General features: G+C 46.8%; 20 protein-coding genes and 2 tRNA genes. 14 read left to right on the forward strand and 8 right to left on the reverse strand.

From position 1 onward, the window contains the following. Positions 1–44: 44 nt before the first annotated feature. The 4 genes from EIZ48_RS13035 to pepA all read right to left on the reverse strand — a co-directional run bounded on the left by EIZ48_RS13035 (position 45) and on the right by pepA (position 5,411). Positions 45–266 carry a DUF2061 domain-containing protein gene (locus EIZ48_RS13035; RefSeq protein ID WP_160652024.1) on the reverse strand — a complete coding sequence of 74 codons (222 nt, stop codon included), beginning with the start codon at positions 264–266 and terminating at the stop codon, positions 45–47. Between the two features lie 245 nt (positions 267–511). Next, entirely contained in the window at positions 512–3,370 is a 2,859-nt protein-coding gene (locus EIZ48_RS13040; protein ID WP_160652027.1) for a valine--tRNA ligase, read from the reverse strand. Between the two features lie 28 nt (positions 3,371–3,398). Continuing rightward, positions 3,399–3,851, reverse strand: a complete 453-nt coding sequence (locus EIZ48_RS13045) for a DNA polymerase III subunit chi (RefSeq protein WP_160652030.1) — start codon at positions 3,849–3,851, stop codon at positions 3,399–3,401. 51 nt (positions 3,852–3,902) lie between these two features. Next, positions 3,903–5,411 (reverse strand): leucyl aminopeptidase, encoded by a 1,509-nt coding sequence (pepA, locus tag EIZ48_RS13050; protein WP_160652032.1) that lies wholly within the window; start codon positions 5,409–5,411, stop codon positions 3,903–3,905. Positions 5,412–5,604: 193 nt separating this feature from the next. Between pepA and lptF the strand changes: the two genes are divergently transcribed. Next, on the forward strand, positions 5,605–6,705 hold the full coding sequence (lptF, locus tag EIZ48_RS13055; RefSeq protein WP_160652035.1) for an LPS export ABC transporter permease LptF: 1,101 nt from the start codon (positions 5,605–5,607) through the stop codon (positions 6,703–6,705). After that, positions 6,705–7,775, forward strand: coding sequence for an LPS export ABC transporter permease LptG (gene lptG, locus EIZ48_RS13060; RefSeq protein WP_160652037.1), 1,071 nt, complete (start codon positions 6,705–6,707; stop codon positions 7,773–7,775). The genes lptF and lptG overlap by 1 nt, the downstream gene beginning before the upstream one ends. 52 nt (positions 7,776–7,827) lie before the next feature. Here lptG and EIZ48_RS13065 read toward each other — a convergent pair whose 3' ends face one another. Beyond that, on the reverse strand, positions 7,828–8,322 hold the full coding sequence (locus EIZ48_RS13065) for an RDD family protein (protein WP_160652040.1): 495 nt from the start codon (positions 8,320–8,322) through the stop codon (positions 7,828–7,830). A 240-nt stretch (positions 8,323–8,562) separates the two neighbouring features. Between EIZ48_RS13065 and EIZ48_RS13070 the strand changes: the two genes are divergently transcribed. The 3 genes from EIZ48_RS13070 (at position 8,563) to EIZ48_RS13080 (ending at position 9,339) form a co-directional block, all read left to right on the forward strand. Further along, the gene (locus EIZ48_RS13070; protein ID WP_240152958.1) at positions 8,563–8,769 is read left to right on the forward strand and encodes a hypothetical protein; all 207 of its coding nucleotides are present in this window, start codon (positions 8,563–8,565) and stop codon (positions 8,767–8,769) included. Between the two features lie 4 nt (positions 8,770–8,773). Then, positions 8,774–9,121 (forward strand): hypothetical protein, encoded by a 348-nt coding sequence (locus EIZ48_RS13075; protein ID WP_160652043.1) that lies wholly within the window; start codon positions 8,774–8,776, stop codon positions 9,119–9,121. A gap of 133 nt (positions 9,122–9,254) precedes the next feature. After that, positions 9,255–9,339, forward strand: a tRNA-Leu gene (locus EIZ48_RS13080). Positions 9,340–9,534: 195 nt separating this feature from the next. On the opposite strand, the gene EIZ48_RS13085 is transcribed toward EIZ48_RS13080, so the two are convergent. Next, positions 9,535–10,821, reverse strand: coding sequence for a polysaccharide deacetylase family protein (locus EIZ48_RS13085; RefSeq protein ID WP_439126579.1), 1,287 nt, complete (start codon positions 10,819–10,821; stop codon positions 9,535–9,537). A 400-nt stretch (positions 10,822–11,221) separates the two neighbouring features. Here EIZ48_RS13085 and EIZ48_RS13090 point away from each other — a divergent pair, with 400 nt between their 5' ends. From EIZ48_RS13090 to EIZ48_RS13120, 7 genes are all read left to right on the forward strand, one after another. Continuing rightward, complete coding sequence (locus tag EIZ48_RS13090; RefSeq protein WP_160652049.1) at positions 11,222–11,530, forward strand: PTS sugar transporter subunit IIB; 309 nt, start codon at positions 11,222–11,224, stop codon at positions 11,528–11,530. A gap of 122 nt (positions 11,531–11,652) precedes the next feature. Next, the gene (locus EIZ48_RS13095; RefSeq protein WP_075767045.1) at positions 11,653–12,984 is read left to right on the forward strand and encodes a PTS sugar transporter subunit IIC; all 1,332 of its coding nucleotides are present in this window, start codon (positions 11,653–11,655) and stop codon (positions 12,982–12,984) included. Between the two features lie 61 nt (positions 12,985–13,045). Further along, the gene (locus EIZ48_RS13100; protein WP_075767044.1) at positions 13,046–13,354 is read left to right on the forward strand and encodes a PTS lactose/cellobiose transporter subunit IIA; all 309 of its coding nucleotides are present in this window, start codon (positions 13,046–13,048) and stop codon (positions 13,352–13,354) included. Between the two features lie 13 nt (positions 13,355–13,367). Further along, the gene (locus tag EIZ48_RS13105; RefSeq protein ID WP_160652052.1) at positions 13,368–14,681 is read left to right on the forward strand and encodes a 6-phospho-beta-glucosidase; all 1,314 of its coding nucleotides are present in this window, start codon (positions 13,368–13,370) and stop codon (positions 14,679–14,681) included. A gap of 66 nt (positions 14,682–14,747) precedes the next feature. Further along, positions 14,748–15,485, forward strand: a complete 738-nt coding sequence (gene chbG / locus EIZ48_RS13110) for a chitin disaccharide deacetylase (RefSeq protein ID WP_160652054.1) — start codon at positions 14,748–14,750, stop codon at positions 15,483–15,485. 144 nt (positions 15,486–15,629) lie between these two features. Beyond that, a complete protein-coding gene (locus EIZ48_RS13115) occupies positions 15,630–16,640 on the forward strand; it encodes a LacI family DNA-binding transcriptional regulator (protein ID WP_160652057.1) in 1,011 nt (336 codons plus the stop codon). 308 nt (positions 16,641–16,948) lie between these two features. After that, positions 16,949–17,033: transfer RNA gene (locus EIZ48_RS13120), tRNA-Leu, on the forward strand. Positions 17,034–17,619: 586 nt separating this feature from the next. Here the strand turns inward: EIZ48_RS13120 and EIZ48_RS13125 are convergent. Continuing rightward, the gene (locus EIZ48_RS13125; RefSeq protein WP_160652060.1) at positions 17,620–18,177 is read right to left on the reverse strand and encodes a hypothetical protein; all 558 of its coding nucleotides are present in this window, start codon (positions 18,175–18,177) and stop codon (positions 17,620–17,622) included. A 286-nt stretch (positions 18,178–18,463) separates the two neighbouring features. Then, the gene (locus tag EIZ48_RS13130; protein ID WP_160652063.1) at positions 18,464–19,495 is read right to left on the reverse strand and encodes an AraC family transcriptional regulator; all 1,032 of its coding nucleotides are present in this window, start codon (positions 19,493–19,495) and stop codon (positions 18,464–18,466) included. Between the two features lie 295 nt (positions 19,496–19,790). On the opposite strand from EIZ48_RS13130, the gene EIZ48_RS13135 reads away from it, so the two are divergent. Both EIZ48_RS13135 and EIZ48_RS13140 read left to right on the forward strand, forming a co-directional pair. Further along, positions 19,791–20,816, forward strand: a complete 1,026-nt coding sequence (locus EIZ48_RS13135; RefSeq protein WP_160652065.1) for a helix-turn-helix domain-containing protein — start codon at positions 19,791–19,793, stop codon at positions 20,814–20,816. Between the two features lie 179 nt (positions 20,817–20,995). Further along, entirely contained in the window at positions 20,996–21,343 is a 348-nt protein-coding gene (locus tag EIZ48_RS13140; RefSeq protein WP_160652067.1) for an Arm DNA-binding domain-containing protein, read from the forward strand. Positions 21,344–21,471: the final 128 nt, after the last annotated feature.

The raw sequence follows: 21,471 nt of genomic DNA on the forward strand, positions 1-21,471 counted from the left end.
AAGTCAAGCCCAATGTTTGATTTGTCCCGGGTTTAGAGCAAGCTTTAGTGGTGGCAGACAATCATATTAAGGTGCTTGCTGCGTGCTTGGTTTTGCTCCTGTCCCTGACGTTGCCAAACTCGTTCGTGAAAGTAATACGCGATGGTGTTGATGGCAGGCTCTATCATCGCCATAACGCTACCAATCAGGAGATCACCGGTCAGCAGGTAAGCGACTGAAAAGGCAACGCTAAAGTGGACGACGGCAAAGCTCAGGGTCTTTTTCATGATAGCTTCCTCTCTCTTGATATCGTTATTATTGCGAATAATTATCAATAATAAAAATCAATTGTTGTTATTGAATTGATAGGCGGAAGCTTTTGAAGGAGAGGTGAGTGAGGAGGCAGTAATTACCCCCTGTAGAAACCGAACATAGTTTACGTTTTAAACCGGGGACATGGTTTACAGGTACCAGAAAATAAAAAAGCCGACGATTGCTCGTCGGCTTTTGCTTCGAATATTAAGGCTGAAGATTATAGCGCAGCGATTGTTGCCTGCTGCTCTTCTAGCTTAATCAGCGTTTCTTTGTAGCTCTCAAGCTTCTCGCGCTCTTTGGCAACAACGGCTTCTGGTGCTTTCGCAACAAAACCCTGGTTACCTAGTTTGCCTTCGATGCGTTTGATTTCACCCTGGGTCTTCTTCACTTCGCCAGCCAGACGAGCAAGCTCGGCATCTTTGTCGATAAGACCAGCCATCGGGATCATCAGTTCAGACTTGCTAACCAGTGCCGTTGCACACGCAGGGGTTTCTTCTCCCTCTGCCAGTACCTTGATACCTTCCAGCTTGGCCAGCGACATCAGTACGGTACGGTTTGCTTCCAGGCGGGCAGCATCATTTTCGTCAGCTGCTTTTAGCATCACATCAAGCGGCTTGCTCGGGGCGATATCGTACTCGGCACGCAGGTTACGGATACTGGTGATGAAGGCTTTCACCCACTCGATGTCAGCGATAGCCGCTTCGTTGAAGTTAGCCTCGTTAAACTGAGGCAGTGCCTGAGTCATGATGGTTTCACCCTCAACACCGTCTACCAGTGGCTTCACGCTCTGCCAGATAGATTCAGTGATGTAAGGTAGCACTGGGTGAGCAAGACGCAGTGTCTTCTCCAGTACGGTGATTAGCGTATGACGAGTTGCACGCTGTTGTGCTTCGGTACCTTTCCACAGCACAGGCTTGGTCAGCTCCAGGTACCAGTCACAGAACTGGTTCCAGATGAACTCATAAATCGTACCTGCCGCCATATCCAGACGGTAGTTTTCAACATGAGTGTTGAAATCTTTCGCCGCCAGCTCGAATTGAGATTCGATCCACTTGTCAGCCAATGAGAACTCCATCTCACCGCCCTTCATGCCGCAATCTTGGTCTTCTGTATTCATCAGCACGTAACGACTTGCGTTCCATAGCTTGTTACAGAAGTTACGGTAACCTTCCAGACGCTTCATGTCCCAGTTGATGTCACGGCCGGTTGATGCCATTGCTGCCAGGGTAAAGCGTAGGGCATCGGTACCGTAGGCTTCGATGCCGTTCTCGAAGGTCTTGCGGGTGTTCTTCTCGATCTTTGCGGCCAATTGAGGCTGCATCATGTTGCCACAACGCTTCTCAACCAGCTCTTCAAGACCGATACCGTCGATCATGTCGATAGGGTCGATAACATTACCCTTGGATTTCGACATCTTGTCGCCGTTCTCGTCACGGATAAGGCCGGTCATGTAAACCGTCTTGAACGGTACCTGAGGCTTGCCGTTTTCATCTTTTATGAAGTGCAGCGTCATCATGATCATGCGCGCTACCCAGAAGAAGATGATGTCAAAACCTGATACCAGTACATCCGACGGGTGGAATGTTTTCAGATCGTCAGTCTGCTCAGGCCAGCCTTGTGTGCCGAATGTCCATAGTGCTGAAGAGAACCAGGTATCCAGTACGTCGTCGTCCTGACGCAGTACGACAACAGGAGCCAGGTTGTTGTTTGCACGAACTTCTTCTTCGGTACGGCCAACGTAGACGTTACCGTCGTTGTCATACCAGGCCGGGATTCGGTGGCCCCACCATAGCTGGCGAGAAATACACCAGTCTTGCACATCACGCATCCAGGCGAAGTACATGTTCTCGTATTGCTTCGGTACGAACTGGATGTCGCCGTTCTCAACCGCTTCAACCGCTGGTTTAGCCAGTGGTGCTGTGCGCACATACCACTGGTCAGTCAGCAATGGTTCGATAACCACGCCACCACGGTCACCGTAAGGTACTGTCAGGTCGTGATCTTTGATTTCTTCAAGCAGGCCCAGCTCATCGAACTCCGCGACGATTGCCTTACGTGCAGCGAAACGCTCCATACCATGGTATTTAGCTGGAAGCTCGGTGCTGTAGACATCGCTTGGCTCACCGTTGGTGGTGAAGACTTCAGCGCTGTCACGAATGTCAGCATTGATAGTCAGGATGTTGATCATTGGCAGGCTGTGGCGCTTACCGACTTCGTAGTCATTAAAGTCGTGTGCCGGGGTGATTTTCACACAACCCGTGCCTTTTTCCATATCGGCGTGCTCATCGCCCACGATAGGGATGCGACGGTCTACGACAGGGAGAATGATTTCTTTGCCGATCAGATCTTTATAGCGAGGATCTTCAGGGTTTACTGCAACACCGGTATCACCCAGCATGGTTTCCGGACGCGTGGTCGCGACAACGATGTAATCTTTGCCTTCGGCTGTTTTCACGCCATCCGCAAGTGGGTAGCGGAAGTGCCACATGTGGCCTTTCTTGTCTTTGTTCTCAACTTCCAGGTCCGAGATCGCGGTGTGTAGTTTCGGATCCCAGTTGACCAGACGCTTACCGCGATAGATCAGATCTTCTTCATATAGGCGGACGAACACTTCTTTAACAGCATTGGACAGGCCGTCGTCCATGGTAAAGCGTTCGCGATCCCAGTCGACTGATGCACCTAGGCGACGAAGCTGTTTGGTGATTGTGCCACCTGATTCGCCTTTCCATTCCCAGATCTTGTCGATGAACGCATCACGACCGTAATCGTGCTTGGTCTTGCCTTCTTCGGCTGCGATTTTACGCTCCACAACCATTTGGGTCGCGATACCTGCGTGGTCGGTACCGACTTGCCAAAGGGTGTTTTTGCCTTTCATACGCTCACAGCGGATCAGGGTATCCATGATGGTATCCTGGAACGCGTGGCCCATGTGCAGGCTGCCAGTGACGTTTGGTGGCGGGATCATGATGCTGTAGGCATCTTTAGATGTGTCACCATGAGGCTTGAAGTAACCAGCCTCTTCCCAGCGCTGGTACAGCGCTTGTTCGATTGATTGTGGGTTGTATGTCTTTTCCATAGCGCTCTTAGAAGGATCTATATGGGAATTAGGGCGTCTCAGGGGCAGCGGCGGTCTGTAACTGAATGCCGGCAAGGCGATATGCCTTGTAGCGTTCTCGGGCCAACTGCTTGAGTTTTTCGTCGCAAGGAACGAAGTCTACCACTTGTGAGAAGGTAACAGCAAAATTTGGTGCTTCCTGACTCAAATTAATCAGAATACCCCGGCGCCCGCTGTGGCGTAACCCCGGCCAGCCGATCTCGACCGGCGAACCACCGCGGGGGCCTTCACCAATGAGATTGTGCGGAACGAAGTTGTCCGGCTCTTGCTGCCACAGGTATTCATCTATCTGTTCAGCTTGCTCTTTGCTACCAGCTAACAGGTAGACCTTTTGTCCCTGCTTATAACTCAATGCTGCCTGATGGCAGGCAAAGTGAAGCTGATAGTCGCTATCGGCTTCAACTTGCTTGTCATCGATAATATAAAAAGTAGCATGAGTCATGGTGATTGTTCTCAAAAAGAAAGGGGCCTTGCGGCCCCTTTGTTGTCTGATTTATTCGACGTTTTCCTGGCCGGCACGGTTGAGTAGGAACTGGACCAGCAATGGGACAGGTCGTCCTGTCGAGCCTTTGTTCTTGCCGCCGACCCAGGCCGTTCCTGCGATATCCAGGTGCGCCCAGTTGTACTTTTTGGTGAAGCGAGACAGGAAACAGCCTGCTGTGATGGTACCGGCACCCGGTGATCCCAGGTTGGCCATGTCGGCAAACGGACTGGTCAGCTGCTCTTGGTACTCATCCGACATCGGCAGACGCCAAGCTCGGTCACCTGCCTGCTCGGAAGCATTGATCAGCTCGTGAGCAAGTGGGTTGTGGTTGGCAATCAAACCGCTGATGTGGTTACCGAGGGCGACAACACATGCACCGGTTAGAGTGGCTACATCGACAACACACTCTGGCTCAAAGCGCTCGACATAGGTCAGTGCATCGCATAGTACCAGTCGGCCTTCGGCATCGGTATTTAATACTTCAACAGTCTGACCTGACATGGTTGTCAGAATGTCGCCCGGACGGTAGGCACTGCCTCCCGGCATGTTTTCACAGCCAGCCAGGATACCGACGACGTTAATAGGCAAGTTCAGTTTGGCCAGTGACTTCATAGCACCGAAGACGGTAGCAGCACCGCACATGTCGTACTTCATCTCGTCCATCTGGGCTGATGGCTTGATAGAAATACCGCCGGAGTCAAAAGTCAGGCCTTTACCGACCAAAACAATAGGCTTGGCATCAGGATCCGGGCTGCCCTTGTATTCGATCACTGACATCATGGCTTCGTTTTTAGAGCCTTGGCCAACCGCCAGGTAAGATGTCATACCCAGCTCTTTCATTTCTTGCTCACCGATGATCTTGGTGCTGACTGTTTCAAAGTCATCCGCCAGGCGGCGTGCCTGGGAAGCCAGATAGGCAGGGTTTGCCACATTTGGTGGCATATTGCCAAGATCTTTACCGGCTTTCACACCCGAGGCAACGGCCAGGCCATGGGCAATAGCACGCTCGCCCAGCGACAGTTCGCGACGAGTCGGGACATTGAAGACCAGTTTGCGCAGCGGGCGGCGGGTTTCCGGCTTGTTGCTCTTGAACTGGTTAAAGGTATAGAGGCTGTCTTTGGTCGTTTCGACAGCCTGGCGTACCTTCCAGTAGGTATCGCGGCCTTTGACGTGCAATTCTGTCAGGAAGCAAACAGCTTCCATCGAACCGGTTTCGTTTAGGGTGCTGATAGTTTTCTTGATGATTTGCTTGTACTGGCGCTCATCAAGCTCACGCTCTTTACCACAACCAACCAGTAATACACGCTCTGATAATACATTTGGTACATGGTGAAGCAGCAGCATCTGACCCGGCTTACCCTCTAAATCACCACGACGCAGCAGGGAGCTGATATAGCCGTCGCTGATTTTATCGAGTTGCTCGGCAATTGGAGAGAGGCGACGTGGTTCGAAGACGCCGACGACAATACAGGCACTTCGCTGTTTCTCGGGGCTACCACTTTTTACACTGAACTCCATGCGTACTCCTACATCCTATAAAGACAATTAGAGCCAAATGTTAGATAATACCGCACTTACTTGCTGGACCGCCGTTTCGGTATAGGATTAAAGTGCAGGTTAACATTTAGCCGAAAGATTAAAAAATAACTACTTAACCGAAAAACTATAGTGATTCCAGCAAAAAAACAAGTTTTCTATGGGTATATAAAGCGTGATTATTGTTCGGTATTTGACACGTGAGACATTAAAGAGTCAATTTGCGGTTCTTTTTGTTCTTTTTCTTGTCTTTATCAGCCAAAAATTTATTCGAGTTTTGGCTTCAGCCACAGAGGGATCAATTCCCAGTGATTTGATCTTGACCTTGATGGGGCTGTATATGCCGTCAATGGCATTGTTGATGTTACCACTCAGTCTCTATATCGGGATTTTGCTGACGTTTGGCCGTTTGTATGCCGAGAGTGAAATTACCGTGATGAATGCGACGGGTATTGGCAACAAATTTCTGATCCAGGCCGCGTTATGGCTGGCGGTGATCACCGGATCGTTTGCAGCCTTTAACTCGTTGTGGTTGGCTCCGTGGTCTGTCGAGCAGGAAACCAAGGTGATGGAACAGGTCGAAGCCGATTCTGGCCTTGAGCTGCTGGTTAAGGGGCAGTTTCAGGCTGCGCCTGACGGTAAAGGCGTGGTGTTTGTCGATGATATCACCGAGAGTGGTACCCGTCTGCATAACGTTTTTGTGGCCCAGATTACCGCGCGGGATACCATGCGGCCGAGTGTCATGGTGGCAGATCGGGGTTACGTCAGTGAACTGGAAGATGGCCGTCAGGTCTTGGATCTTCAGGAAGGCACACGCTATGAGGGTATTCCTACCCGACTGGACTACTCGGTAACGGAGTTTGATGGCTATCAGGCGCTGATTGGCCAGCGAGCGGTACGTGAAAAGCATCGTGACTGGGATGCGTTGCCGACGCTGGAACTGATGCAGCGTCCTGAGCTGGCGGCACAGGCCGAGTTCCAGTGGCGGGTATCGTTATTCCTGTGTATTCCTTTGCTGACGATGGTGGTGGTCCCGCTGTCTGCGGTGAACCCGCGCCAGGGGCGTTTCGCTAAATTGTTCCCGGCGGTGTTGATTTACCTGACTTACTTTTTGGCAATCAGTGCCGGCAAGTCTTCGCTTGAAGACGGGGCGCTGCCGCCGGCTATTGGTCTGTGGAGTATTAATTTAGTCATATTCCTCATTGCTGTGGGGTTAAATGTCTGGGATACCTTGCCGGTTAGACAGTTGAGAGAGAAATTAAGGAGACGCGGCTAATGTTTAAGATTCTGGACTTGTACATTGGCCGAACGATCATCGCGACCACGACGCTGACGCTGTCAACTTTGGTGGGGCTGTCGGCGATCATTAAATATGTCGAGCAGCTGCGCAAAGTGGGTGAGGGCACCTATGATCTCTGGAAGGCGCTGGCTTTCGTGTTGCTCAGTGCCCCGCGTGATATCGAGATGTTTTTCCCGATGGCTGTATTGCTTGGTGCGTTGATTGGCCTGGGGACATTGGCGTCCAGCTCCGAGCTGGTTGTGATGCAGGCGGCTGGTTATTCCAAGCTGGACATCGGACTGTCGGTGCTAAAAACGGCGGTGCCGCTGATGCTGATCGTTACGTTACTGGGTCAGTGGGGCGCGCCCGAAGCGCAGAAGGCGGCCCGTGAGCTTCGCGCTTTATGGACATCGGGCGGAAGTATGCTGTCTGTCCAGCGGGGCGTATGGGCCAAAGATGCCAATGACTATATCTATATCGGCCAGGTTCATGAGAAGAGCAACTTGAATGCGGTAAATGTCTGGCAGTTTGATGACAACAATGAGCTGGCCCAAACGTGGTTTGCCAAGAGTGCTTCCTACCATGAGCAGGAAGGGTGGCTGCTGGAAGACGTCACCATTACCGATATTACTGATGTTCAGCAATCGAACACGGAGTATGCCACGCTGCCATGGAAGACGACACTGACGCCAGACAAGCTGGCTGTGGTTACTGTAAAGCCGGAGGAGCTGGCCTTGTCCGGGGTATATGAATATGTTTCATACCTGAAAGAGTCAAAACAGGATGCGGCGCGCTATGAGCTGGCCTTCTGGCGTAAGGCACTGCAGCCAGTTTCGATTGCCGTTATGATGCTGCTGGCACTGTCTTTTGTCTTCGGGCCCTTACGCTCGGTAACGATGGGGGCCAGGGTACTATCCGGGGTGATATTTGGTTTTGCCTTCTATATATCCAATGAAGTGTTCGGTCCGATGAGTATTGTTTACCGGCTTCACCCGATGATCGGGGCGCTTGGCCCGAGTCTGGTATTCCTGTTTATTACCATCTACCTGCTAAGGCGAAAGCTGTAACAGACAAAAAGGAGCCAATTGGCTCCTTTTTTGATGCTGCAGATGCGGTCTGTTAGTTTGGCTTGGGCAGGACGATCATTTCGCATTCGGCCATCATATCCTGAAAGGACTGCTTTTCTTTGTTAAAAGGAGCCAGTAGGTTGCCGAGGCCAAAAGCCGAGGTGCCCATTCTGATCAGCGCCTGAGTCAGGCGAATGTTGGTTCCGTTTTTGTTTTGCAGCCGTAGCTTCCAGGCCCGCATGCCGATTGTCTGCCCGCCGCGACACCAGAAGTAGGCAAAGAACCCGATAATAACAAGAGCCAGATACGCCGTGTACAGTACGCTAACAACAGGATGTTCAGTGAGATAGGCACTAGCGTCCTGATAGTTGCCGAGGCTGAGTATGCCGAGGCTGAGCAAGATAGCGACAAATGCCATCGCTGCCCCGCCAGCGAGCATCAGTACGGCAGCCACGACCAGTGAGTCATAAAGCCATGCCCCCAGGCGACGAAAGAGCCCCGGATATTGCTTGGTCAGTTTAACGTCCTGTTGTTTCTTCTGTTTCATCAATTCACCACGTCTCAATGGGTTGTCAGCGCTGTTGTATCGTTATTCAGGAGGCCGTCACTAGTTTGCGAATACCTCGTAAGGTGATTTCGGCAGAACCGTCTCCTGGACGGAGTGTAACAATTAACGCTGATAACGGGAATCTCCGCACTGCCGGAAATGCGAAGGGAAAAGCCGCTGGATTGACGTTTAGCAGCTATCCTTAATTTTCAGGCCCCTGTGAGTTAATCAAGGAGAAACATGATGGCAGAAGAAGTGAAGAATACGACTAACTGGCCGGATTTGGCCGGAGCGCTTTATGACAAGCTGACTGAGCGCCATGCGGAGTTGACGTATGATTTTCATAATGTCGAGGTCAGTGTTCCCAGCGGAGCGGGCGACAAACCAGATCACTCAGTATGGAAGTTCAATGGCAGCATCAGCATCCGGGGACGAAATCTGGATTAGCCCTATGCAATTGTATATTCAGGGCGAGATGGATATCGAGGTGGATGGCGAGCCTGTCCATCTCGAGGCCCGGGATGGTGGTCTTCTATTGACCTTGAGACGGCTCACAACATTGGCAGCCGTTGCCCGTGTACTGTCGCAGTTGCCACGGACTATTCATACCAAGGTTTCTTTGTCCCACTTAACCGTGATCTGTCCGTCTATTGTGATTAAGATTGGTGAGGATACCGTCTTGCAAGTCAGCCGACGTGATGGTTTCCTGTCATCAATATGGCCGCACCAATTTACCTTGAGCAATAAAAAGATCTGGTTGCGCAACAGCGTTGGTTTACTGCGTTGCTATTTCAGGTAAGTACCATGTTGTATAAGGTTTAGCCTTGCTAAGTGGCTGTTGGTTAAATATAAAGCAGGCAGACATCAATACACAGTCTGCATTGAATAAATACTTGCGCCCCAAGGTTCGATACGTATAATGAGCTGCATCTGCCCGAGTGGTGAAATTGGTATACACGACGGATTCAAAATCCGTTTCCTTCGGGAGTGACGGTTCAAGTCCGTCCTCGGGCACCAAGATTTAACAAAAAAGCCTCAGCTAATGCTGGGGCTTTTTTGTTTCTGCCGTTTGCTATTCAAGACGACAGCAAAGCACACTCCTAACTCCTAACTCCTAACTCCTAACTCCTAACTCCTAAGCCAAGCAGAAACAGCGCGTATGCCATAGACATACACGCTGCGAATTGATGTTGCTCTGTTAGCTAGATGTGATTATAGCTTTTTAAATAGCGTTGGTTCTGTATCAGGTGTCCACTTAGGTTGAGAAATATGATCGGAAGTCACTTCATAGTGCTCGCCCTTATAAGTCACAACATCACCTTCTACGTAGCTAACATTAACAGTCCATAGGGTACGAGGCATGCTGTTTACCCATAGCGTAGATGTCGATGATGGTGCCCAGTCAGCTTGTGCTGTATGGGCAACAACAGCCCTGTAAAGAATGTTGTCGTGCATTGCATAATCGCCTTCGGCATAGGCTTTGCCAGTAGCCCAAGCCGGGGTATAGTTGTCGATAGTGTCAAAGACATACCCGGCCTCTTGTGCGATCTTGAGGAACTTGGCAAGTTTAGGCAGGTTCTTGGTTGCGCCCATACCACGCTTGCCATCTTCGAATAGGAAGTCATGGGTTAGGACAATAACTTTGTCTGCATGCAGCGGCGTACCGCAAGGGAAGGCCTGTGATTTAGAGTTGATAGGTTCGATTGTGGTTGGCGCACAGGCATTAAGTGCCGCATCAACATAGCCCAGGAATGCGTCGGCTTCTGTCAGACTGTTAGCCGGCATAGGAATACCCCAGTTCTCCGGTGCCCAGTCAAGATCCCAGCCATGAAGTTGGTAGTTCTTGTTGGTAAGAATACTGGCCACTTCGATAGAAGCCTTTACACTGTTAGATGGATTTTCTGGATCACATACGTAACCTGGTTCCCATGGCTTGAGATCGTCTGATGTTGCGCACAGACCATCACTTTGGAATTCCTTCGCCACTCGCCAGCCATTAGTGTAAGGCATACGGGCTAAATTATGGCCTTTATAGTTCGGGTATGAGTCAATATTTGGGATATATGACTCGATAACAGTGATGTTTTTGTCAAACATTGACGCATCGAAGACTGGATCCTGGTAAGAGTTTATCTGGTGATTGCCAGTGGCGTTACACTCAGCGGCGCTATTAGGGCCAAACTCCTCGACACAGTTATGAACCATGTGGTTATAGCTGTGGTTTCCTATGACGTGCCCGGAATCAAGCAGGTACTGAAGGGCTTCTAGAGCTTTGTCTTCGTTTTCGTCTGCAATGCCATCAAGGTGCCAGGCATTGACATAAAAGGTTGCTTTGATGCCGGCCTGATTTAATACATCAACAACCGGAATCGTTGCGTTCACAGTACTATCATCGAAGGTCAGATAAATAGTGCCTTTAGGCGCAGCCTGTACTGCCGCTGATGCAGCAAGGATTGCACCGGTACATAGTACGGACAAAAGTGTCTTTTTCATTTCAATATTCCATATTGGTTGGTTGGTAAATAAGATTATTCTCTGGCTCGATACTATTAGTTAGACCTGTATTGCCTAGTATTATTACCACTGATTTTTATTGATATAATCCATAGTGTTATTCTCTATCTGCGCGTCACTATGCATTGAATTACTCTATTCATACTTTTATCGCATTAATATTTCGAGTCATATCCCACTTTCGGGATATTTTCAATTAAAGTGGTTGGAATGGTTTGTTGGAAATATATTCCCTTTCATTTCTTTGAAATTTTGCATTGATTAATTACTTTATAAAATGAGAAGCTCTTCACGTTAATGCAACCGGTTGCGCTTTTACTTTTTTTTTATTTGGTTACAATTTTCATATCGCTTAAACAGCGTAAAAATAAAACTGGAGAGTGGGATGAAAAAGATTTTGTTATGTTGCAGTGCTGGCATGTCAACCAGCATGCTGGTTCAGAAAATGGTTCAGTCAGCCAAAACCCGTGGTATTGATTGTCAGATTGAAGCGCAGTCTGTGAGTTCATTTGACAAGGCTATTCAAGAGTTTGATGTCTGTTTGCTTGGGCCTCAGGTGCGTTTCCAGCTTGAAGAACTGAGAAAGATTGCGAGTCAGTACGGAAAGAAAATTGATGCTATCTCTCCTATGGCTTATGGAATGATGAAAGGAGACGAAGTACTGGATCAGGCTCTTTCATTAATGGCCAAATAAATTGATTTGAATCAACCATCGCTTGATGGTTGATTCTTTTTATATTCAATAAGGAAAGTTTTATTCCTCTGCATTATTAGTATGGGGTGGAATTCTTTATCTTTTAAAAAAGGATTGTTCATATGAAGCTTTACGATAAGTTAATGAATGTCGTAGAAAATACAATCGCCCCACTGGCGGCGAAAGTCGGCTCGCAAATACATGTGCGGGCAATGCGTGATGGTTTTATTACCGCAATGCCATTTATTATTGTGGGTAGTTTTATTCTTATATTTGCTTTTCCCCCGTTTGCTGAAGATACAACGAATGGATTCGGTCGAGCTTGGTTAGATTTTGCGACTAATAATTTTGACGCAATCATGATGCCTTACAATATGTCGATGGGCATTATGACTATATTCGTCTCCTTGGGTGTTGCCTATAGTTTGGCGCGCGCCTATATGATGGACGGTATTACCTGTGCATGTTTGTCGCTAATGAGCTTCTTGCTGATTTGTGCACCTGTCACCGATGGTGCCCTACCTGCAAACCACATGGGCGGAACGGGGATCTTTACTGCAGTATTGACCGCTTTCTTTGCTGTCGAACTAGTTCGCTTCCTGCAGAAACACAACATTACGATCAAAATGCCAGAACAGGTTCCACCGGCAATTGCTCGTTGTTTTGAGATGCTTATCCCTGTCTTGATTGTGTTCATGACGCTGTACCCGTTAAGCCTATTTGTTCAGGCTCAGTCTGGTATGCTGATTCCTGATGTAGTGATGGATCTGTTCAGACCGCTAGTTAGTGCATCAAATACTCTGCCTGCCATTATCGGTGCGCTTCTACTGTCACAGCTACTATGGTTTGCTGGTATTCACGGTGCCGCAATCGTTGTTGGTCTATTGTCACCTATCTTCCTGACCAACATCGGCGCTAACACTGCAGCGTTTGTTGCAGGCGAGCCTATTCCCAACCTACTGACTCAGCCGTTCTGGGACTTCTATATCTTCATTGGTGGTTCGGGTGCAACCTTGGCCTTGGCTATTTTGATGGTATTTAGCCGTTCAGTTCACCTGCGCAGCTTGGGACGCATGAGTGCGGTTCCTGGATTCTTCCAGATTAACGAACCAATCATTTTCGGTGCGCCAATTGTAATGAACCCAATGCTATTTGTTCCTTTCCTACTTGCTCCAATTGTGAATGCAATCATTGCCTTCACAGCTGTCAAGATGGGGCTTGTCGGTATGGGCGTAGCAACAACACCATGGACAACGCCAGCAATTATTGGTGCATCTTGGGGTACGGGCTGGACACTGGCACCTGTGTTCCTGGTTGTGGCTCTTCTGGTTATTGACCTGCTTATTTACCTACCATTCTTCAAGATGTTCGAGAAGCAGTTGCTTGAAGATGAGAAGAAAGTTGCTGATAGCTCTAAAGAGGAAGCCGCTGAAGGCACTCCAGCGACAGCATAATTTAGTACTTGGGCTACGGGTTTATCCGTAGCCCCTTTTTTACCTACACGAGGAGAGAAAAATGGACCAGGAAGCAGTTGTTATGGAAATTATTGTCAATGCCGGTGAAGCACGCAGCTTGTGTTTTGAGGCATTGGCCAAGGCGAAGAAGCAGGAATTGGAACAGGCCAGAGAACTGCTACAGCAAGCCAAAGATTGTTTGAACCGTGCCCACCTAACCCAGACTCAGTTGATTGAAGCCGATCAGGGAGAAGGTAAGGTGAAGATGACATTAGTGATGGTACATGCCCAGGATCACTTGATGACGACTATCTTGGCGCATGAGCTAACCAATGAAATGGTATCTATGTACGAAAACATGTCTAAATAAATAGGGATGGATTATGACTAAATCACCTCTAAAACTGGCCATCATCGGCGGTGGCAGCAGCTATACGCCGGAGTTGGTTGAGGGTGTTTTGAAAAGACTTGACCGTGTGCCAGTCAAAGAAATGCATTTTGTCGATGTCGAGGCTGGACAGGATAAGCTCGAGATTATTGAGGCACTGACCCGGAGGATGGTTGAAAAGGCGGGGGCTGATATCACGATTAAAGCTTCGCTGGATCGTCGGGCGGCAATAGAAAATGCTGATTTTGTCATGACTCAGTTTCGTGTCGGTGGGCTACAGGCTCGCGCGAATGATGAGCGTATCCCATTAAAATATGACGTGATTGGCCAGGAGACGACGGGACCAGGTGGGTTTGCCAAAGCGCTTCGGACTATTCCTGTTATCTTGGATATCTGTAAGGATATCGAGGAACTTGCTCCGAATGCCTGGATGCTTAACTTCACCAACCCGGCAGGGCTGGTGACTGAAGCGGTACAGAAATACAGCAAAGTAAAAACTATCGGATTGTGTAATGTCCCCGTCTCGATGAAGATGATGATTGCCGAGATGATGGATTGCTTGCCGGAAGAGCTGTCGCTTGAGTGTGCAGGGTTGAACCATTTGGTATGGGCCCACCGCGCGTGGCTTGACGGCAAGGATATTACTGCAGAAGTGCTGAAAAAAGTCGGTGATGGTGCCAACTTCAGCATGAAGAATATTTTTGAAGAGCCTTGGGATCCGGCATTTCTTAAAGCTCTAGGGGCGATCCCATGCCCTTACCACCGTTATTTCTATCAGACTGATGCGATGTTGGCGGAAGAAAAGGAATCTTCCCAAAATGAGGGAACTCGTGCAGAGCAGGTGATGAAAACGGAACAAGAACTGTTTGAGCTGTATCAAAATGAAAGTCTTGCAGAAAAACCAGAGCAATTGGAAAAACGAGGCGGTGCTTATTACTCTGATGCATCGCTGAATCTGGTTGATGCGATCTATAACGATCTCAAGACGATCCATGTCGTGAACGTACGTAATAACGGAACCATTGCGACGTTGCCTGATGATGCCGTGATTGAGTGCAGTTCCGTGGTTGGGAGCTGGGGAGCCAGGCCATTGATGATTGGAGAGCTGAGCCCGTCTGTGATTGGTTTGATTGGTCAGGTGAAAGCCTATGAGCAACTTACCGTTGAGGCTGCCGTTTTGGGTGATTATGACAAGGGGCTTATGGCGTTGGCGAATAACCCTTTGGTTCCTGATATCAGCAAAGCGAAAGCCATTTTTGATGATATTTTGAAAACGAATCACGATTATCTGCCGCAATTTAATCAGTAGTATAAAACTAAAGAGCAGTGTGCCAGGTGAAAACCGGGTGGCTGCTCTTCTTTTTAGGTGGTTGTTATGCATGTTATTTTTAATGCCGATGATTTTGGTTTGACACCTGGGGTCAACCTGGGAATTGTTGATGCGTGCCAGTCTGGTGTTGTGCGTTCAACAACGCTAATGGTAGGTATGGAGGCAGAGAAGCATGCCGTTGATTTGGTCCCCTCAGCGCCTGCGCTGAAGGTTGGGCTTCACTTACGCTTCACCGCCGGCGCGCCACTAACCGATATTCCCTTTCTGGTCGGCGATGATGGATTGTTTGAGGTGAAGGAAGGGTTTTGGCGAAAACGTAATTTCTCGCAGCAGCTGATTGCCGATGAGGTCATTGCACAAATATCCCGTTTTAATGATACAGGCCTTAGCCTCAGTCATATCGATAGTCATCATCACGCCCATACGCATCCGCAAATACTGCCTGTCGTGCAGGAGATTGCGCGTGATTACCGTGTCCCATTAAGAGCGACGGGGTTTCACGGCAAGAAACAAAGTGATTGCCGATATGCCTTTGATGATAGCTTTTATGGCGAGTGTGTATCGCTGGATAAGGTATTACAGGTTATAAACAGGCACCGTGGTAACTGCGATGTCCTGGAGATCATGGTACATCCGGCGTATGTTGACCAGGCTCTTATGGATGTTAGCTCTTACAATACCTATCGGGCCAAAGAGCTTGATATCCTGACTGATAGTAACTTGTCTGAAGCATTAGACGAACTTGGCGTTACAGTGAGTGATTATTCCATTTTGTCTTCTTAAGTTAAGATTATTGTGATCAAACCTATTGCCAGCATCTTTATGTGAATTTGGCTTGGTACTATAGTCGAGGAGTATAGTGGTGAGAGTGAAATTGATTCTCGAGCATTATGTTACTCAACAGGTTTTAGAGGTAGTGCAGTAACCATGGCAAGTATTAAAGATGTGGCATCCTTGGCGGGGGTTCACCGTTCAACGGTTTCGAGGATCATTAACGGCGAGGGGAAATTCCGCTCGGATACCAGGCGGAAAGTAGAACGCGCAATGGCCGAGCTTAATTACCGGCCCAGCGCGATTGCCCGTTCACTGGCCACAGCTTCATCGAACATGACAGGCTTGCTGGTAACCTACTATACCGGTGGTTTTTTTGGTGAAATGATGGAGCAGGTCCAGGCCGAGCTGGATCAACATGATAAATTTCTGATCACCGCCCAGGGACATCGCCGTGCAGATGGCGAGCGTGAAGCGATACGCCGTTTTCATGATCTCCGTTGCGAAGGCTATATCTTGAATAGTCGCTACTTAAGTGATGATGAACTTCGGGAGCTGGCGCAAGAGCCTACCCCGTTTGTTCTGCTCGATCGTGTCGTCGAAGGTTTGGAATCGCGGTGTATCACCTTTGATCATAGCCTGGCTGCAAAGATGGCCGTTGATTACCTGGTTGAGCAAGGGCACAGCGACATTGCCTGTATTTCAGGTCCGCGCAATCGCGCCAGTTGCAATCAACGATATCAAGGCTATGTGCAGGCACTTCAAAATGCAGGTATAGTACTGAATCCTCGGCTAACGGTTGAGGGTAACTATGGCCGTGAAAGCGGTTATCTTGCCGCACAAAAGCTATACCATGCGGCGCCGGAGATGACCGCGCTGTTTTCTTGCAGCGAAGAAATGATGCAAGGGGCACTGCAGTTTTTCCATGAGCATCATGTCGAGATACCGCGCCAGCTTTCACTGATCAGCTTCGATAGTATTGATTTATGCGCAACCATGTACCCTTTCGTTTCGTCCGTACACTTTCCTATCAGCGACATGGCACAGGTTGCGGTTGGGTTGCTAATGAGTCAAATCAACCAGCAGGATGCCTGTATACAGCGGCATTTTGAGCCGGAATTACGTCTTCGTAACAGTGTCAAAAAACGCGAGCTGGTGAGCGGTTAACCAGGTTTCGTTGATACTTCTTTCTTACTTTACACCACCAAATAGCGTCAATTATAGCTATGTTTTATACATGGCTAATCATCATTGGCGGGTACTGACGTGGATGCTAATTTTCAATATTCCGACCAATTCGGACCACTTAAACCATTCACCTTTATGAACTTTCAGTGGCTTTGGCAAACGAGCGATTAACGAAAACTATGGCTTCATGGCGTTATTTGCTTTTTCGGCTGCTCCCCATTTTTTTGGGCAAAGATTAAAGAAAAGTAATTGTGTATCAATTGTGTATACGTATAATAGTGCCACCTGCCCGAGTGGTGAAATTGGTATACACGACGGATTCAAAATCCGTTTCCTTCGGGAGTGACGGTTCAAGTCCGTCCTCGGGCACCAAGATTCAATAACAAAGCCTCAGCGAAAGCTGGGGCTTTGTTGTTTCTAGCTTAATCAAAAGCTTACCGCGCTTTTCCTTTCTATTTATCACCCGATTTTCCAGCCTAATAAGCTCTCTTTATCAACTTTCCGTATATTCATCCTGTCCATACCCTGATCTTTACGTGCAGAATCTGTGCGCAAGGGAATCCAGGCAGATCCAACAATCTCCGGTAACTGAAAAAATGGTTTTCAGTATAGCCAACAAGACAGGAAGGACAGGGTTACTGTCTTGTTACTGTCTTTTGGTGGTGCTATGTCGTGTTTGATCGTTTTGATGGGATTGGGAAAAGCCTTGTCTGATGGGTTGTTTTGAGGTGTGTGTGATAGTGTCGTTGGGGATATTGATTCACAGGGGATATTGATTAACAGGTAACGCACATTTGCCCCATTCCAAGTTTGCGCAATAAATCGAAGATGAACCTAGAACGTTCTGCCTTAAATATGCAGCATCCCTTCTCAGCTACAAAGACCTAAGCGATAGTATTAGAAATTTCAAAGCGACTTAAGTTTCATTCAATTGTTCGTCCAAATCATTGGCAAAGGACTATCTTTTGGCTAAGAGTTTTTTTATTAAGAAAATTAATGTGATAAGCAATATAACGAAATATATGGTGGTAAATCCACTTTTGGCTACAGTAAATACGCTAGTCGTTCTTACTAGTCCTTCAGAAACTGTCGGGTAATTATTCAGCATGGCGACAATACCAAAATTTTCCAAGTAGTCTGAAAGTCCAGCCAACACGGGAACAAGTGTCAGTAAATACAACTTTGAATCTACGGGTAGGCACCGTTTAAAAAACCATACGAGCAATAATGTATATGAAGCGGCGAACATGGCTGGATACACAAAGTCCAACGGAATCTGAATTGTCAAGTAAGCGTATCGGCCTTCTGCTCCCAAAGATTCCAATAATTGGATAGCTTGGTTGTAGCTATAACCAGTTGGAGACATATCAAACAATATTGAATCAGGGGCAAAACTTAAGACTAAGGGTATTGTATACCCAAATATAGCTCCATATACCAAGTTGGTCAGAATGAATAAGCCAAGTACCATTTTGCCACTCGATGAGTTTTGTAAAAAAGATATTATTTTGTACATCGTTAGGGTGGACTCCGTATTATAATTTGATGCAGCCCAACAACTATATCACATAAAAATTGCCTTTATACAACAAGTTAAGCGACAGTAATTCTGGAAAAATACGACCTAAAAGGATTGACTGTTAGTTGTGAGAGCTCTATATCTAGATAAATAGACAATTCAGGATGCCAAGAAATGGACAATGCCAATTAGAAACTGGCGACAAGCGCTGAACCGCTTTATGATTATGTTCGAAAATCGATTAACTGAATACTTGTAACCAATGGCAGTTACACAGAATTATTCACAGGGTCTTCGTGGCGTATTCTTTTGGAGAAATGCCATACCAACGTCTAAATGCTTTGTAAAAACTACTACTATCTTTAAAACCAAGCAAATAACTGGTCTCTGTTATACTGTACTTTGAGGAGCTTATTAGTTGGCTCGCTCGCTGCTTACGAACTTCATTTAATACTTTAGTATAGTTAGTTTTTTCAGCTAGTAACCTCCTGAACAGTGTTTGCCTACTAATATGCATTTCTTTGGCCACTTGGTCGACACTTGGAATTTCTATTGCAGAGTCAAGTCCATTTTCCAGAATTACTCTAACTCGACTCTGAAAAGGTGTTTGATTGCGTTGCTTTTCCATTGCCACCAAAGCCTTCTCTTCCATGATACTCTTTAGTAAATCATTGCCACTCTCAATTATCAGGTCTAAAAATTCAACTTTGAAAATCAACTGATTAAATCTTGAACCAAAAGTTAAACTACCACCAAATATTGCTTCATATTCATCTACATAACTAGGTTTCTCAAATGAAAATGTCGCTTGTTCAAGAGGAAACGAATTCGCAGTGAGCATACGTGCCCAACACAACAGAGAGCACATACTTCTTTCTATAGCTTTAACCGGATACATTTTTGTCTGGTCCAATGTAAATGTTAAATAGCAAAGTTGTCCCTCTACTTTTATACCCCAGTGTTCAGATGAATTCATTAGCTCGATATTGTTAATAAATATGCTTAGAGATTCGCCTAAATTACGGGCTTGGCTTGCCCAGCTCGTCAATACTCCCTTTGCCCTAGGGTTTATTGTTTTACCTAATACTAAGCCAATGTTGTGCTCAGGATGAAATCGGTCAAGCCTTTTCCAGATATCTATAATCGTGCTTTCAGGAATATACGAATCTATAGCATAAGATGCAATTTCCTTACATTCGCATACTTTTTTATCACTAGCAGAGCAAAACCTTTTACATTCATTTACTAGTTCAATGGCCGATGCAACTGAGACCAACTGGTCAAAGTTTCGTTTGTTCGTTTTTTGTCTATCCATAAAGCTGCCAAATCAAGTTAGTTTCCTTTTAAGTTGTCGGGTTTTAATGCAAAGAAGGACCACAAGAACCTGTCTTGTGTGGTATTTGAACACCCCTCAGATTCGTCGGGTTCTATCGTTGCAAATATCCGACGACTGTGTCTAATTCTCGATGTTATGGATGCTTAAGTCGTCCGTGACTATAAGGGGAGACACTTTTTGTGTTTTTATTCATATAGATACCACGGAAGGGTAAAGAGCAGTAAGTTTTGGTGCGTGAGTAGCTTAAAAACGTTATTGACCGAAATGTCACTCTGTGCATAATCGTAACAAGTTCTTTTATGATGTATATGACAACAACATGTTTCAAACTGCCAAAAGAAGAAAGGTTTATTTTTTGCTTTATGAGGGTGTGCAATTGTTAGATATTGCAGGTCCTGCGGATGTTCTTAATCAAGCTAATAAATCACTAGGTCGGATTGTTTATGACATTCAATATGTGGGACACGCTCCGAATGGGAGTGTTATATCAAGCGCAGGCCTACCCTTAGCCGTTGATCCATTACCAACTGATAATGTAAAAATTCATACTATTATTGTGCCGGGCGCTGAGGTTGATGCTCTTAAGCAAATCAGGGCTGATCATGTTGTGATGCAGTGGTTAGAAAGCGCAACCAAAAAAGCGATAACTAAAATCTCCATATGTTCTGGCGCTTTTCTTCTAGGCCAGTTAGGGTGTTTAGATGAACACCAGTCAACAACTCACTGGGCGTTCGGCAGTATGTTGCAAGATGAGTTTCCCAATACAAAAGTACAAACAGACACTCTTTATACTCATGACGGGAATCTATGGACATCTGCTGGGGTTTTGTCCGGTGTAGATATGATGTTAGCCATGGTGAAATTAGATTTAGGCCCTTCAATCGCATTGCAAGTTGCTCGCATTCTTGTCGTCTTTATGGCTCGTGACGGAGGGCAATCTCAGTTTTCTGTACCAATTAAATTACAAGCTAAGGCAAACCGCAGCGATATTGTTGAGTTAATTTCATGGTTAGAATCACGATTGAATGATTCGACAACTATTGTTCAAATGGCTGATTTTCTGGGTGTTTCAGTTCGGACACTCCATCGGCGTTGTTTACAGGCCCTTGATATGACGCCTGCACAAATTCTTAGTCAGCTTCGCATTGAATTTTCTCGAGACCTTCTACACCAACAAAATATCCCCTTGAAAACTATTGCTTACGAATGTGGATATAGTTCTCCTGAGTCTTTTTCTACTGCCTTTCGTCAGCGCTTTGGTATAGCACCGAAACGTTACCGCGAACGCTTTAACATTTAGATCTCTAGATTGTCGTGGGATTTGTTATCTGAGGTTGAGCAAAATCTGGGAAGATAAATAACTACCTAAAACCGTGAGTCTTTAACGGCTAGTGACTTAGGTCAGTCTTTTCATCTAGCCGAATCAAAGTGAACTTGAAAATTATATTAAATTAGCACTTGTTAATATAAGGAGCTAATATGAATAAGAAGTTCAAGTTCACTACCTCCTCTCTTAATAGCCTGCCTAAAAATCCCTCCTCTTCCAGATCTACAGAGCTCGAATTCTCAGATACCGAAGTCATTGGTTTGAAATGTCTTGTTGGCAAAACGGGAAATAAGCGATTTCTGCTGCGTTACATTAGTCCGAAAAGCCGTAAGAAGGCATCGATAGCTATTGCTCGCTGGCCTGATCTTGACTTGGTATCTGTCAGAAAGAAAGCCAGAAAGCTAAAGGTAAAGATTGCTGATGGTATTGATCCTAAGATGGAAAGAGATCAGAAGTTGCGTGACAGAATGCCAACCCTGAAAGTGAAGTGGCATAGTTAATTTGGCCACCTGATTAGAGGTGATATCATCACCTCGGAAGTTAACAGGTGACACAATGACAAAACGTAGTAGAAGAACATTTAGCCCCGAGTTTAAACTTGAAGCCGCACAGTTAGTTCTTGACCAAG

It is taken from the genome of Photobacterium alginatilyticum (assembly GCF_009910675.1).
GTDB classification, from domain to species: domain Bacteria; phylum Pseudomonadota; class Gammaproteobacteria; order Enterobacterales; family Vibrionaceae; genus Photobacterium; species Photobacterium alginatilyticum.

What these genes read in the sequence shown, in the direction of transcription:
- EIZ48_RS13035 (WP_160652024.1), bottom strand. Translation starts at nt 266, where the DNA reads ATGAAAAAGACCCTGAGCTTTGCCGTCGTCCACTTTAGCGTTGCCTTT.
- EIZ48_RS13040 (WP_160652027.1), bottom strand. Translation starts at nt 3,370, where the DNA reads ATGGAAAAGACATACAACCCACAATCAATCGAACAAGCGCTGTACCAG.
- EIZ48_RS13045 (WP_160652030.1), bottom strand. Translation starts at nt 3,851, where the DNA reads ATGACTCATGCTACTTTTTATATTATCGATGACAAGCAAGTTGAAGCC.
- pepA (WP_160652032.1), bottom strand. Translation starts at nt 5,411, where the DNA reads ATGGAGTTCAGTGTAAAAAGTGGTAGCCCCGAGAAACAGCGAAGTGCC.
- lptG (WP_160652037.1), top strand. Translation starts at nt 6,705, where the DNA reads ATGTTTAAGATTCTGGACTTGTACATTGGCCGAACGATCATCGCGACC.
- EIZ48_RS13065 (WP_160652040.1), bottom strand. Translation starts at nt 8,322, where the DNA reads ATGAAACAGAAGAAACAACAGGACGTTAAACTGACCAAGCAATATCCG.
- EIZ48_RS13070 (WP_240152958.1), top strand. Translation starts at nt 8,563, where the DNA reads ATGATGGCAGAAGAAGTGAAGAATACGACTAACTGGCCGGATTTGGCC.
- EIZ48_RS13075 (WP_160652043.1), top strand. Translation starts at nt 8,774, where the DNA reads ATGCAATTGTATATTCAGGGCGAGATGGATATCGAGGTGGATGGCGAG.
- EIZ48_RS13090 (WP_160652049.1), top strand. Translation starts at nt 11,222, where the DNA reads ATGAAAAAGATTTTGTTATGTTGCAGTGCTGGCATGTCAACCAGCATG.
- EIZ48_RS13095 (WP_075767045.1), top strand. Translation starts at nt 11,653, where the DNA reads ATGAAGCTTTACGATAAGTTAATGAATGTCGTAGAAAATACAATCGCC.
- EIZ48_RS13100 (WP_075767044.1), top strand. Translation starts at nt 13,046, where the DNA reads ATGGACCAGGAAGCAGTTGTTATGGAAATTATTGTCAATGCCGGTGAA.
- EIZ48_RS13105 (WP_160652052.1), top strand. Translation starts at nt 13,368, where the DNA reads ATGACTAAATCACCTCTAAAACTGGCCATCATCGGCGGTGGCAGCAGC.
- chbG (WP_160652054.1), top strand. Translation starts at nt 14,748, where the DNA reads ATGCATGTTATTTTTAATGCCGATGATTTTGGTTTGACACCTGGGGTC.
- EIZ48_RS13115 (WP_160652057.1), top strand. Translation starts at nt 15,630, where the DNA reads ATGGCAAGTATTAAAGATGTGGCATCCTTGGCGGGGGTTCACCGTTCA.
- EIZ48_RS13125 (WP_160652060.1), bottom strand. Translation starts at nt 18,177, where the DNA reads ATGTACAAAATAATATCTTTTTTACAAAACTCATCGAGTGGCAAAATG.
- EIZ48_RS13130 (WP_160652063.1), bottom strand. Translation starts at nt 19,495, where the DNA reads ATGGATAGACAAAAAACGAACAAACGAAACTTTGACCAGTTGGTCTCA.
- EIZ48_RS13140 (WP_160652067.1), top strand. Translation starts at nt 20,996, where the DNA reads ATGAATAAGAAGTTCAAGTTCACTACCTCCTCTCTTAATAGCCTGCCT.